Source organism: Nocardia sp. NPDC047648 (assembly GCF_040642815.1).
GTDB lineage: Bacteria > Actinomycetota > Actinomycetes > Mycobacteriales > Mycobacteriaceae > Nocardia > Nocardia gamkensis.
In genome coordinates, this window is sequence record NZ_JBEYSX010000002.1 from 90,614 (window position 1) to 103,455 (window position 12,842).

Here is a 12,842-nt window from a genome sequence, read left to right on the forward strand (position 1 = left end):
GCGCCGCTCCGCCGTAGTGGGCCGGCGTCGAGGAGTGGTCGGGTGGTCTCGCGTCTCGGCGGCACGGGCGAGCGCGCCTATTCCGGCGTGACCAGCCCGTGCTGATGGGCGTAGACGACGGCGTGGATGCGATCGCGCACACCGAGTTTGGCGAGGATACGGGAGACGTGGGTCTTCACCGTCTCCTCGCCGACGCCCAGTTGCGCGGCGATCTCGGCGTTGCTGCGCGCGTCGGCCAGCAGGAGCAGTACCTCGAGTTCACGAGCGGTGAGCTGGTGGACTTCCTGCGGGGTGCGCGGCGGTGCGAGCGTGCTCGCGAAGCGGGAGACCAGGCGGCGGGTCATCGAGGGATCGATCAGCGCATCGCCGCGTGCCGCGATCCGGATGGCCGTGACCAACTCCTCGGGCGGCAGGCTTTTCAGCAGGAATCCGCTCGCACCCGCCTGCAAGGCGCGATACAGGTTGGCGTCGCTGTCGTAGGTGGTGAGCACCAGGACGTGCGTTCCGCCCGCGGCGACGATCGCGCCGGTGGCGGCCAGCCCGTCCAGCTTCGGCATCCGGACATCGAGGATCGCGACATCCGGTCGCAGCCGGGCGGTCTCGGTGATGGCGGCGCGGCCGTCGCTCACTTCGGCGACGCAATCGAGGTCCGCCTGGCTGTCGACGACGGCGCGCAGGCCGGAGCGGAACATGCTGTGGTCGTCGGCGATCAGGACGCGGATGGGTGGGTTCACGATCCTCCGATCGGCACGGACACCGTGGTGTGCCACTGCGCGGCGTCGCTGCCGTAGTCCAGTTCGCCGCCGAACAGCTCGGCGCGGCGGCGGATCCCGTTGAGGCCACGCGGGACCGAGCTGTCGGCGGCGGCCGGTTCGCGGGCGAGGGGATTGGTCGCGCGCAGCACCACCCGTTTCGGCAGGTACTCCACGTCCAGTCGCGCGTGCGTGCCGTCCCCGTGCCGCAGCGCGTTGGTCAGCATCTCCTGCACGATGCGGTACAAGGTGATGTTCAGCGAGTCGGGTAGTTCGACCGCGTCCCCGCGCACCGTCGTCTCGACCTCCAGCCCGGCCGCGCGCACGTGCTCGATCAGCCCGTCGATGTCGGCGAGTCCGGGCTGGCGCTGCCCGTCGTCGTCGCGTCCGTGCAACAGATCGAGCTGGCGGCGCAGGTCGACCATCGCGGCCCGGCTGCTGGATTCGACCGCGGACAGCGATCGGGCGGCGGCGGGGGGCGCCGCGCCGCCCAGCGCGAGCCTGGCGGCGCCGGCGTGGATGCCGATCGCGCTGACGTGGTGCGAGATCACGTCGTGCAGGTCGCGGGCGATGGCCGCCCGCTCTTCGGTGACCGCTCGCTCCAGAGCCGCCCGGTGCTCCTGCTGCCGCAACCGGGCACGCTGCTCGAGGTCGGCGATGTAGGCGCCGCGCGCGGCTGTGTAACGGCCGACCAGCCAAGGCACGCATCCCGCGGACACCGTGGAGGCGAGCAGCAGCCGCCAGTCCTGGGCGGCATTGCTGCCGGTGAGCATGTGGGCCGTGGCCACGCCGCCGCACAGCAGCAGCATGGTCAGCACGGATTTCGGCCCGGCGAGCCATGCACCCGCGCGATATCCGGCCACCAGGAAACCCACGTCGGCGAACCGCACCGGGAACCCGTGGCGGTGCAGCAGCAGTGCGGCCAGCAAGCGCACGAGCACCTGCGCCACCGCCACCACCCCGGCGGTCCTGGGCGGCGCGGCCAAGGCCAGATCGGCGGCGACGATCGCGGTGATCGCGGCGGCCGTCTGCCACGGTGCGACGGCGAAGACGCCGCACAGCCCCAGCACCACCGCGTCGATCAGGGCCGCCGCGACGGCGACCACCACCGACTGCCGGGCCAGCGACCTGCTCACATCCAACAGTTCGCCACCGCCTCCGTCCGGTTCAGCGTCGAGTCACGCGGCGATCCTAGCGAGCGCGCCCGGCCGCGCCGGGGACGCCGACCACTCACTGTGCCCGCCGACCGAGCCGCCCGCGTCCCCCGCGCGGGGGACGCGCGATCCCTCGTCGGCGCGATGTTCTCGCGGCCGCGCAGCCGTAGCGTCGAAGCCGACGGTGGACGATGAAGGAGAACTCATGGGCCGTGTGGAGTTGTTGAGCTACGCCATTCCCGCCTTCGCGGTGCTCATGCTGGTGGAATGGATCGCCTACCGGCGAGACCCAGACCGATCCGGCAACAGCGGGTCGGCCCGCGACACCGCGTCCAACATCGCGACGTTCACCCTGGGCCGGCTGGTGAAACCGCTGATGCAGTATCTGTTGCCGTTTTCGGCGGTGGTCGGCGCTGCCGCGATCACTCCGCTGCACCTTTCGCCGCGCTCGTGGTGGGTCTGGGTACTCGGACTGATCGTCACGGATCTCTGCTACTACTGGGCGCATCGCGCCGACCATCGGGTGCGGCTGATGTGGACCGCGCACAACGTGCACCACTCGAGCGAGTACTTCAACCTTTCCACCGCGATCCGCCTCTCCTGGCTGCATCCGGTCCCCAACATCCTGCGCGGGCTGGCGTGGGTGCCCGCTGCGCTGCTGGGCTTCCCGGCCTGGATGATCTTCTTGTTGCAGGGCATCGGGTTGCTGTACCAGTTCCCGATCCACACCCAACGCGTCCGGACGCTGCCACGCCCGATCGAGTTCCTGTTCAACACGCCGTCGCACCATCGTGTCCACCACGGTTCGAACAAGCCCTACATCGACAAGAACTACGGCGGCATCCTCATCATCTGGGATCGCATGTTCGGCAGCTTCGCCGCCGAATCGGAACCGGTCCGATACGGCCTCACCAAGAACATCGGCACCGACAACCCGCTGAAGGTCAACTATCACGAGTTGGCCGCGCTGATCCGCGACGTGCGCGGAGCGAGCACCTGGCGCGGGCGGCTCGGATATGTTTTCGGTCCGCCCGGCTGGACCGAGCATGCGGCACCGGTGTCCGAGGTGGTCGAAGTTCCGGCAACCGGCCCGACGGTGGAGCGCGCGGGACAGCTCACGTCCTGAACGCGGTGCGGTGGCCGGGTGCGGCGGCGGATGATCCTGGGTCAGTCACCGTCGAGATAGAACGTCACACTCGCGATGCTGTCGCTGCCGATCGCGAACTCCACGACCGCCACTCCGGCTGCCGCGCCGAGCCGCACACTCGCCGTGACGGTGCGGCCCGCGGCGATCACCTTGCTCCAGCGCATGTTGCGCACCCGATTCGTGAATTCCTCCACCGATACCGGCGTGCCCGCGGGCAACTCGAGATCGGCCCGATCTCCGAGCAACTCGCGCACGCGGCTCAGGTCGGTGCTCGCCGCGGCAGCGAAAAGCCCTGTCGTGGCGCGTTTTCCGCGGCGGCCCACGCCGCCGAGCGCCTGTAGCATGCCCAGCGCCCCGCCGACGCCCTGGTTGACGATCAGTTGCGGCCCGAGCTTCAGCGCGGCGGCGAATCCGGGCAGCCCGGTGCGCAGCAGTTGCCAGATCATGCCCGCCAGCTCCCAATGCGCGGCCAGGTGGACGATCCGCCACGCGCCGTCCCGCTCGACCAGCCGGTAGCGCAGATGCATCGGGACGGAGACGGTGGCGCCGGTGGACATCGTGGTGACGATGGTCAGATCACGCACCACCATCGGCGGATGGACCAGGTCGCGGTCGACCCGGAACGCGATGGTGTTCGGCCCGATGAAGGTGTCGTAGAACCGTTCGATGGCGGCCCGGCCGATGTGCGGGCGGGATCCCACCGGGTCGTTGACCTCCGCGCCGGGGGCGAACAGGCCGACCCACGCGGACCTGTCGTGCGCGCCGACCGCGCGCGGCGACGCCTCGACGGCCGCGAGCAGCGCCGCGGCCGAGGGATCCAGCGGCATGGGCAGTACCTCCGTTGACAGCGAGCCGGGACTGGACACATGGTAGAACAAGTTCTAATTTTGGCGTCGCGTTCCGGTTCTCACGCCGGTCGCCTCCGTACGGCAAGGGAACTCGATGGACTGGTATACCGGGAACACCGCCTACGACACCGTACTGACGATCGGCTTCGCGTTCGCCGCGTTCGTGGTCGTCGGCGGCTTCTTCGCGCAGAGTCCCTACGGGCGGTTCGCCTCGACCGAGATCGGTTTCAATCTCGATCCCAAGCTGGGCTGGTGGTTGATGGAGATCCCGGCGACGGTGATCTTCGCGATCTGCTACCTCGCGGGCCCGAACCGCTTCGAACCCACCTCCTTGGCGCTCGCCGCGATCTGGGTGTTGCACTACGGCAACCGCGGCTGGTTCTTCCCGCTGTCCATCCGGCAGATGCCCGGTAAGCGGAGCAGCTTCAACATCTCGGTGCTCGCCGCGGGCATGTTCGTCACGGCGCTGCACGGCTATCTCAACGGCACCTTGTTCGGTCACGATTATCTCGATCAATACGGGCCGGAGTGGTTGACCGATCCGCGGTTCCTGCTCGGGCTCGTCGTCTATCTGGGCGGGTTCGTGTTGTTGGTGCGCTCGGAGTCGATCGTGCGCAACCTGCGGGACAAGAACGATCCGGGCGCCGCCGAATACCGGATTCCGCACGGCGCGGGGTTCCGATTCGTCAGCAGCCCGGCCTACCTGGGTGAGTTGATCGCCTGGGCGGGCTTCGCGCTGGCGACGTGGTCGCTGGCCGGCGTGGTGATCTTCCTGATCACGGCGGGCAATCTGGTACCGCGCGCCTTCGCCACGCACAAGTGGTACCGGGAGAAGTTCGCCGACTACCCGGCGGACCGGAAAGCGTTGATTCCCTTCGTGGTCTGACCCCGCCTGACTCGCCGCCCTGCTGGCCGAGGGGTTTCGAGCCAGAAAATTGCATCGGACGACCTGTTCATCGACCGTTTCCTGTGGTTTATGAGATTGTGAGTCGAGGAACGATGCAGAAACGCTGCATCGGGTCGGTTTCGGGCTACAGTCGGGTCATGGGTATCGAGTACGCGAGCGTCATCGATCTACCCCGGTCCGAGGTGTTCGCCTGGCACGCCCGCCCCGGCGCGCTGACCCGCCTGGCGCCGCCGTGGCAGCCGGTGTCACCGCGCGCCGAGTCGGACTCGCTGTCCGACGGGCAGGCGGTGCTCGGACTGCCCGGTGGCCTGCGCTGGGTGGCCCGGCACGATCCCGGCGAGTACGACCCGCCGCGCCGGTTCGTCGACGCGGTCACCGTCGACGGCGTGGGCTCGCTGCCTGCCGGCCTGCTCCCGTGGCGGCACACCCACGATTTCGAGGTCGTCGACCGGACGCACACCCGGGTGGTCGACCGGGTGGACGCGCCGGTGCCCGCGACGGTCCTGCGGCCCATGTTCGCCTACCGCCACCGGCAACTCGCCGACGACCTCGCGGCGCACGCGCGGGCGGCGGGGGAGGGTTTCGTGTCCGGAACCGTCGCGGTGACCGGAGCGTCCGGCCTGGTCGGTTCGGCGCTGACCGCGTTCCTGTCCACCGGCGGGCATCGTGTGGTACGGCTGGTCCGGCACGCGCCGCGCGCCGCGGACGAAAGACGATGGGACCCCGCGGATCCCGCGCCCGACCTGCTGGACGGCGTGGACGCGGTGGTGCATCTGGCCGGGGCCTCCATCGCGGGCCGATTCACCGCGGGGCACAAGCGGGCGATCGCGGACAGCCGGATCGGGCCGACCCGGAGACTCGCCGAAGTGGCGGCGCGGGCTGCGGTGCCGGTCTTCGTCAGCGCCTCCGCGATCGGCTACTACGGCCCCGATCGCGGCGACGAGGCGCTGACCGAGCGGTCGATGCGCGGTGGCGGCTTCCTCGCCGACGTGGTCGAGGGGTGGGAGGCCGCGACGGTGCCCGCCGCCGAAGCGGGTGTGCGGGTGGTGCGCGTGCGTACCGGGATCGTGCAGTCCCCGCGCGGCGGGACGCTGCGGCTGTTGCGCCCGCTGTTCACGGCGGGGCTGGGCGGGCGCATCGGCGGCGGGCGGCAGTGGCTGTCGTGGATCGGGATCGATGACCTGATCGACGTCTACCATCGGGCGCTCTGGGACACCGGCCTGTCCGGGGCGGTCAATGCCGTTGCCCCGCAACCGGTTCGCAACGCGGAGTACACCAAGGTCCTTGCGGGCGTGCTGCACCGGCCCGCGCTGTTCCCGGTACCCGGGTTCGGTCCCGCGTTCCTGTTGGGGCGCGAAGGGAACCGGGAAGTGGCGTCCGCGAGTCAGCGCGTCGTTCCCGCCCGGCTGACCGAAGCCGGTCACCGATTCCGTGCCCCGGCCCTGGAGCCGGCGCTGCGTCATCTGCTCGGCAGGCCCGCGGAGTGACTCCAGCCGGACCCTGGGTGCTCCCGTTGGGTTAGCGGCTGTGGGACCCGGCTTCGGGGTGGCGAGATAGCGCCATCGGCAGATCGGATCGGTGCCGAGTCGGCGACGTGTGCTCGAACATTGCGGCTCGCTCAGCCGAATCGTCCTCCAAGTGGCACATGCATTGATTTCGCATCGAATCTGGAGCGTGAAGCAAGCTACTTTTCGTAGGCCATGAGCCCGAAGCGCGTCGGGCGGGGATTCGGAGGGGGTCGGCGATGGATTGGCCCCGGCCGTCCGCGTCGAAGCCGAGTTGTGCGTTCAGGCGAGCCGGTCGGCGGCGTCGAGCAGGCTGTCGACTCGTTCCACGCCCTCGGGGAGGAATACCGCCTCCCATCCGGGGCCGCCGACGAGCACGCGCGCGCCCGCGCCGAGGCAGGCGCGGACGGCGGAGGTCAACGCCGTGGACTCCTGCTGCGACCACAGCAGAACGGCGGCGGGACGGTCGAACCGGGCGAGGGTGTCGGCGAGCGCCGCGGCGGGCACGTCGGCGCCGAGCATTCGCGCTCCTGCGCCGCGTTCGGCGAGGGCCGCTCGCAGCACCTCCAGCGGAAGCGAATGCGTCTCTCCGCTGGTGCAGGCGAGCACCACCGGCGTGGTGCCGTCGGCCACCGACGGCGGGTTCGTGCGGTGCAGCACCGAGATGACGCACCAGGAAAGCAGGTGCTCGACATCGATGCATCCCTCGCCGCCGAGCTGGCGGTCGACGATGTCGGCGAAAGCGGGGCGGCACAGCAGGTCCCAGGTGTCCACCACGCCGAACGCGCGCACGTGCGCTTCGAGCTGGGCGGACACCGCGGTGGTGTCCAGCGCGAAAGCCGCGGCCAGCAGCGATTCCCGGCGGCCGAGCGTGGGCGCGGGTCCGCGCACCGCAGCCGCCGCGCCCGCCGGGCTCGCACCCGCGCGGATCAGGGTCAGCATCCGCTCCAGCATGGCGATGTCGGCCTCGGTATAGAGGCGGTGTTTACCCGGGCGGTGTTGCGGTGGACCGATGTCGTAGCGGCGATTCCAGCTGCGCAGTGTCGCGGTCGGGATACCGAGACGTTCGGCGACCGCGCGCACCGTGTATCCGGCCGCGTCGGACACGGGGACGGGACCGGCGGGCATCGCCCTATTCTGCCCGTCGCCGCCGACGGGATCCGTCCCACCCGGGTTGTCGGTGGGTCCGCGCGATGGCGCCACGTCATCCTCGATTTCGTGCCGGGTCGTGAAGCGCGGGCCGTCGGGCAGTCCGGGTGCGGGCGCGCGAGTGCCGGTCGCCGGCATTCACGGTGGTGAGCAGCGGTGGGCACGGCGGGATGGCATCCGAGCGGAGGGACTGCGGGGTGCGAGGCGGACGATCCGAGGGCCGAGTCGGCTTCGGCCCCCGATGCGGTGCGCTGTCCTCCGCGTCATCGATCCTCCGGGAAATGAATAGGTTGCATCAATTATGCATCGTTCTGTGCTAGCGTGGACAGCGTCGCCGATTTCTAGGAGTTAGCGTGCATCGTCGCAATCTGCTGCGTAGGTCGACCCGACTGCTCGCCGGGGTGGTATCGGCACTGTCCGCGACGGCGCTGGCGGCGGGCGGTTCCGCCGCGGCGCCCAGCCCGGCCGACGGGCCGGCGCCGGTGCCGCGGCTCGAGCTGGAGCGGTACCTGGGTACCTGGCGTCAGCTCGCCGCGGTGCCGCAATACTTCAATCTGGACTGCGCGCGCGACACGCAGGCGAATTACGCACTCGATCCGCAGGGCGACATCGCGGTGCGCAACACCTGCACCACGTGGGCGAACACGCGCAACGAGATCAACGGCACCGCGACGGTCAACGACCGGGAGACCGGGGCGCAGCTGCACGTCAGCTTCCCCGGCGTGCCCACCCAGGATCGCCGGGAAGGGCCGACCAACTACATCGTCACCGCGCTCGGCCCGGAATATTCGTGGGCGGTGGTCACCGACCCGAGCCGGATCTCCGGGTTCGTCCTGGCTCGCGCGGCTTCGCTGGACGCCGATGCCTGGCAGCAGGTGCGCACGGCGATCACCGCCGCCGGTCAGAACCCGTGCCTGTACCTGACCTCGCCGACGACGGGCGGTGAGTCGCGCATCGTCCCACTCTGCGCGGGGTGATCCGGGATGCTCGGCGCCCGCGAGGGCCGCGTCGTCGGTGGTATGGCTGAGCCGCCCGATGCCGCGCCGGCGCGGCCCTCACGGGCGCCGAGCGCACCTTCCGGCGAGGGGGCCCGTGGATGAGAATTCCTGCCGTACGACGGGTGGGTGCGCGATGACCGTCACGATCGCTCTGTTCACCCGCGACCTGCGGGTGCGGGACAACCCGGTGCTGACCGCCGCGCACCGCGAGGGCGCCGCCGTGGTGCCGTTGTTCGTGCTGGACGACGCCATCCTCTCCGGCCGCTTCGCCGCACCGAACCGTGCCCGGTTCCTCGTCGCCGCGCTGGCCGAGCTGGACGACGAACTGCGCGCCATCGGCGGCAACCTGGTCCTGCGCCGGGGGGACGTGGCCGCGGAGGTCGATCGCGTGGCCGCCCAGGTGCACGCGGAGAGCGTGCACGTCGCCGCCGACGTCAGCGGCTACAGCCGCCGCCGGGAACACGCCCTGCGTGAACGACTCTCGCGCCGCGACTGTCTGCTGCACACGCATCCCGCCACCATCACCGTCGCCGATCGGGAAGCGCTGCTGCCCGCCACCGGGCGCGACCACTTCGCCGTCTTCAGCCCGTATTTCCGGCGCTGGGCCGAAGCGCCGCGGCGCACACCGCTCGGCACGCCGCGTGGCCTCACGGTGCCGCGGGTGTCGAGCCTGCCGCTGCCCGACGCGGGGGAGCTGTGCCCGGGCCGGACATCGCCGCGGCTAGCGGTGGGTGGTGCGACGACGGGCCGAAAGATGATGCGCTACTGGCTGTCCGGGCCGGTCGAACACTACGCGCGGGACAACGACGACCTCGCCGCCGACGCCACATCGCGGCTGTCGCCGTATCTGCATTTCGGCTGCGTGTCCCCGGTGGAGCTGGTGCACCGGGTCGACATGTCCACCGAGGGCGGGCGCGCGTTCGCCCGGCAGCTGGCCTGGCGGGACTTCCACCACCAGTTGCTGGCCGCCCGCCCGTCCGCGGCCTGGTCGGACTACCGTGCCCGCGACATCCGCTGGCGCGAGGACACGCAAGCCGTCGACGCCTGGCGAGAGGGGCGCACGGGGCATCCGATCGTGGACGCGGGCATGCGGCAACTGCGCGCGGAGGGCTGGATGCACAACCGGGCCCGGCTGATCACGGCCAGTTTCCTGACCAAATCGCTGCGCGTCGACTGGCGGGTGGGGGCGGAGCACTTCTTGCGCTGGCTGGTGGACGGCGACCTGGCCAACAACCAGCTCAACTGGCAGTGGGTCGCGGGGACCGGGACCGACACCAGGCCGAATCGGGTGCTCAACCCGCTGCGCCAAGCCGAGCGTTACGACCCGGACGGCGCGTACGTCCGGCGTTGGATCCCCGAGTTGGCGCACCTGCCCGGCGCGCGCATCCACCGGCCGTGGCGGGAGCGGATCGATCCGGCGGACTACCCGGCGCCGATCATCGATTTCGCCGGAATGTAGTGGCCGCGAACGGTCACCTGGGTGGCCGACCCGGCCGGTCCGCGGCCACCGCGGCATCGGCGACCGACTCGAAGGCTCGCATCACGTTCTCCAGTTCGTCGCCGACCTCCCGCATACCGGCCACTGTCGTCAGGTCGTCGGTGTCGAAGTACCACCGCGCGAACAGGCGGCGGAAAGCGTCGTCGGCGTCGTCGGCCAGTCGCAGGATCTCGGCGCGGTAGTGCGCCGCCCACACGGAATCCAGCGGCGCCGCGAAGGATCGGGCCGTGTGCTGCCCGCACTCCTGCACTATCCCGATGACCTCGACCAGTTCGTCGGCGAGCACTGTCACGCGGTGCCGGTCGGTGAGCTCGGCCGTCGTCCGGAGATGGATGACGACGCTGTGCAGCGCCCGGCCGAGCGCGCACCGGCCTGCCGAATCGCCGAGCAGTTCGCACCCGATGTCGGCATTGCGATCGGCGAGCAGCGCCAGGCGCGCGGAGACCTCCGCGTGGTCGGCAGGGATTCGATGGAGCATGCCGAGTACCGCCGCGGCTTGCCCGACCGTGGCGGCCGCATGCCGAGAACAGTCGTGCGAGTCCTCCCGGACCAACGGTTGCGACGACGTCACCTGTGCTCCTGTCGATGGATCGAAATGCCCGTGCGCTGCGCTGGTCCGCCCCGCTTTCGCGACCGGCCGCGCGACACAGATGATTCGAAGAGCGGGGCGCCGTGGATGAACCTCGCCCATCCGCCCGAACGAAACCCGGCGCGAGCTTGGCGAATCGCGTTCGCGCGCGCTTGAATTGATGTGTCGAGGATTTGCCATGTCCGAGGAAAGGGGCCTGTCGTGGGCACCGTCGAAATCGCGATCACCATCGGCCGCATCGTGGATACCCTGCAGAAGGCGCTGATTCTGCTCATTCTCTGATCGACTCGCGATGGCCGGCGCGCGAATGGAGGTTGCCCGGGACTTCGCGGAAATACGCCGAAACGTTGCTCGTTCGATCAGTCGTCGTACACCGACCGGTGGAATTGCCATGCGTCGGAGGCGATGCCGGCCGGATCCGGTCGCTGCGGAAGGTTATCCGAGAAGCCGGTGGGCGGGTCGTCGAGAATCTTCGCTTCGTAGCCCGCGTCGACGAGCTGGTGGGTGACGACGCCGCCGATGTGACCGGCGCCGCCGGTGACGAGAAGCTTCACGGCTGTCCTCTCCCGGTGGGTGGCCGGCGGAATACCTCAGCGTAGGCCGTGGCGAACGCCCTGCGCCGGAGCCGTTCTCGAAGCTGGGAGTTCGCTGTAGGAGCAGATTCGGGTTGCCAGGAGGTTCCCAGCGCGGTATCGGGGTGTCTCGAGATCGCGCACCGAGGATTGTCTCCGCGGTCGAAGTTCGGCCGCGGAGCCCGACGGGCCGGATCGAGGAGACAAGTATGAAGGTGTTGAAGTCCAAGGTGGCGAAGGCGGCGGTGGCCGGGGGTATCGCGTTGGCCGCGGTCGGCGCGGGCGCGGGTATCGCGAGCGCGGATCCGGGTCACAACGATCGCGACCAGGGCCGCGACCATGCTCCCGAGCAGCAGCACCACGGCGACCCGCAGCCCAGCCCGCACGGCTTCTGGTTCTTCAACCAGTGGGTTCCGCTGCCCTGAGTCCGCGCCCATACCGTCGTCAGGTCGATTACCTCGCAGGTAATCGACCTGATCGGCGTTTTGGGCGAGGCTCGGGACATGGTGACGAACAGCATGCGGAAAACCCGCTCCCCACTGGCCGGTGCGCTGCGCGGCCTGGCGCTCGGACGGGTCGCGCTGGGGTCGGCCGCTCTCGTGGCGCCACGGACGTTGACCAAAGCGCTCGGCGTACGCCCTACGCCCGAACTCGAATACATGACCCGGATCTTCGGCGCACGGGCGATCGCGCTGGGCCTGGGGTATCTGACCGCCCCCGCCGAGGAACTGCCACGCTGGCAGCGTCTGGCGTTGCTGGTGGACATCCTGGACACCACGCACGGCGGGGTGCGCCTCCTGCGCAGTGACGCCCCGCGCCCGGCCGCAGTGGCCATGGTCGCCCTGACCGGCGGCTACATGCTCGTCGGTGCGACCCGGCTGGCCAAGGATCTATCGTGAATGCCTTTGGCACACTGGTGCGATGGCGACCGTTGTGGCATTCCACGCGCACCCGGACGACGAGACCCTGCTGACCGGCGGGACCCTGGCCAAGCTGTCCGCCGCCGGGCACCGGACGGTGATCGTGGTGGCCACCGACGGCCACATGGCGGATCTGGACGGCCGCGAGCCGTTGCGCCTCGGTGAGTTGGCGGCCAGCGCCGCCGTCCTCGGCGTGCACCGGGTGGGGCACCTCGGCTACGCCGACAGCGGACACGGTGCGGTGCTGTACGCCGACCCGCCGGACCGGATGCGATTCGCCCGCGCGGATCCGGAGGAGGCGGCGGGGCGGTTGGCCGCGATCCTGCGCGAGGAGCACGCCGACATTCTGCTCAGCTACGACAGCAACGGCGGATACGGACATCGCGACCACGTCCGCGTGCACCAGGTGGGCAAGCGCGCGGCGGAACTCGCCGGCGTGTCGCGAGTCCTGGACGCCACCTTGCCGCGCGAGGGTTGCACGCGCCTCGTTCGTTCGCTGGAGCGATTGCGGGTCCCCTTTCGTTATGACCCTTCGGTTCTCGCCTCGCTGTTCAGTCCGCGCTCGGCGATCACCCATCGCATCGACGTAGCCGCCCATGCGGCGCAACGCAAAACCGCACTGGCCGCGCACCGCTCGATCGTCGAGGGCGACAGCCGCTTCGCCACCATCGCGAAAGTGCTCCTGCGCCTGCCCACCCCGATCCTCGCCCGCGTGATGCACTGGGAATGGTTCGCCGAAGAAGGCGCCACCCCCGGCTCCGGGGCCCCGCTCGACGACATCTTCCTACCCGCGCCGCGCTGAG

At 70.2% G+C, this 12,842-nt stretch carries 14 protein-coding genes; 8 read left to right on the forward strand and 6 right to left on the reverse strand.

Annotated features, from left to right (window positions below):
- Window positions 1–77 precede the first annotated feature (77 nt).
- Window positions 78–734 carry a response regulator transcription factor gene (locus ABZ803_RS04780; RefSeq protein ID WP_083863975.1) on the reverse strand — a complete coding sequence of 219 codons (657 nt, stop codon included), beginning with the start codon at window positions 732–734 and terminating at the stop codon, window positions 78–80.
- A complete protein-coding gene (locus tag ABZ803_RS04785; protein WP_357034284.1) occupies window positions 731–1,888 on the reverse strand; it encodes a histidine kinase in 1,158 nt (385 codons plus the stop codon). The genes ABZ803_RS04780 and ABZ803_RS04785 overlap by 4 nt, the downstream gene beginning before the upstream one ends.
- Before the next feature lie 223 nt (window positions 1,889–2,111).
- On the opposite strand from ABZ803_RS04785, the gene ABZ803_RS04790 reads away from it, so the two are divergent.
- Complete coding sequence (locus tag ABZ803_RS04790; protein WP_357032943.1) at window positions 2,112–3,032, forward strand: sterol desaturase family protein; 921 nt, start codon at window positions 2,112–2,114, stop codon at window positions 3,030–3,032.
- Window positions 3,033–3,073: 41 nt separating this feature from the next.
- Here ABZ803_RS04790 and ABZ803_RS04795 read toward each other — a convergent pair whose 3' ends face one another.
- Window positions 3,074–3,880, reverse strand: coding sequence for a nuclear transport factor 2 family protein (locus ABZ803_RS04795; protein ID WP_357032946.1), 807 nt, complete (start codon window positions 3,878–3,880; stop codon window positions 3,074–3,076).
- A gap of 115 nt (window positions 3,881–3,995) precedes the next feature.
- Here ABZ803_RS04795 and ABZ803_RS04800 point away from each other — a divergent pair, with 115 nt between their 5' ends.
- The gene (locus tag ABZ803_RS04800; RefSeq protein WP_357032949.1) at window positions 3,996–4,787 is read left to right on the forward strand and encodes a 3-oxo-5-alpha-steroid 4-dehydrogenase; all 792 of its coding nucleotides are present in this window, start codon (window positions 3,996–3,998) and stop codon (window positions 4,785–4,787) included.
- 158 nt (window positions 4,788–4,945) lie between these two features.
- Window positions 4,946–6,295 (forward strand): TIGR01777 family oxidoreductase, encoded by a 1,350-nt coding sequence (locus ABZ803_RS04805; protein WP_357032952.1) that lies wholly within the window; start codon window positions 4,946–4,948, stop codon window positions 6,293–6,295.
- A 300-nt stretch (window positions 6,296–6,595) separates the two neighbouring features.
- Here the strand turns inward: ABZ803_RS04805 and ABZ803_RS04810 are convergent, their stop codons facing one another.
- A complete protein-coding gene (locus tag ABZ803_RS04810) occupies window positions 6,596–7,441 on the reverse strand; it encodes a MerR family transcriptional regulator (RefSeq protein ID WP_357032955.1) in 846 nt (281 codons plus the stop codon).
- 374 nt (window positions 7,442–7,815) lie between these two features.
- On the opposite strand from ABZ803_RS04810, the gene ABZ803_RS04815 reads away from it, so the two are divergent.
- Together ABZ803_RS04815 and ABZ803_RS04820 are read left to right on the forward strand one after the other, a co-directional pair.
- The gene (locus ABZ803_RS04815; protein WP_245549059.1) at window positions 7,816–8,439 is read left to right on the forward strand and encodes a lipocalin family protein; all 624 of its coding nucleotides are present in this window, start codon (window positions 7,816–7,818) and stop codon (window positions 8,437–8,439) included.
- Between the two features lie 154 nt (window positions 8,440–8,593).
- Window positions 8,594–9,919: a deoxyribodipyrimidine photo-lyase gene (locus tag ABZ803_RS04820; RefSeq protein ID WP_357032959.1), complete on the forward strand. Its 1,326-nt coding sequence runs from the start codon at window positions 8,594–8,596 to the stop codon at window positions 9,917–9,919.
- Window positions 9,920–9,932: 13 nt separating this feature from the next.
- Here the strand turns inward: ABZ803_RS04820 and ABZ803_RS04825 are convergent, their stop codons facing one another.
- Entirely contained in the window at window positions 9,933–10,529 is a 597-nt protein-coding gene (locus ABZ803_RS04825) for a hypothetical protein (protein WP_357032962.1), read from the reverse strand.
- Window positions 10,530–10,906: 377 nt separating this feature from the next.
- On the reverse strand, window positions 10,907–11,101 hold the full coding sequence (locus tag ABZ803_RS04830; RefSeq protein WP_357032965.1) for a hypothetical protein: 195 nt from the start codon (window positions 11,099–11,101) through the stop codon (window positions 10,907–10,909).
- A gap of 236 nt (window positions 11,102–11,337) precedes the next feature.
- Here ABZ803_RS04830 and ABZ803_RS04835 point away from each other — a divergent pair, with 236 nt between their 5' ends.
- The 3 genes from ABZ803_RS04835 (at window position 11,338) to ABZ803_RS04845 (ending at window position 12,841) form a co-directional block, all read left to right on the forward strand.
- Window positions 11,338–11,544: a hypothetical protein gene (locus ABZ803_RS04835; protein ID WP_357034286.1), complete on the forward strand. Its 207-nt coding sequence runs from the start codon at window positions 11,338–11,340 to the stop codon at window positions 11,542–11,544.
- Between the two features lie 78 nt (window positions 11,545–11,622).
- Window positions 11,623–12,018 (forward strand): hypothetical protein, encoded by a 396-nt coding sequence (locus ABZ803_RS04840; protein ID WP_357032968.1) that lies wholly within the window; start codon window positions 11,623–11,625, stop codon window positions 12,016–12,018.
- A 22-nt stretch (window positions 12,019–12,040) separates the two neighbouring features.
- Window positions 12,041–12,841 carry a PIG-L family deacetylase gene (locus ABZ803_RS04845; RefSeq protein WP_357032971.1) on the forward strand — a complete coding sequence of 267 codons (801 nt, stop codon included), beginning with the start codon at window positions 12,041–12,043 and terminating at the stop codon, window positions 12,839–12,841.
- The last annotated feature ends 1 nt before the right edge of the window (window position 12,842 follow it).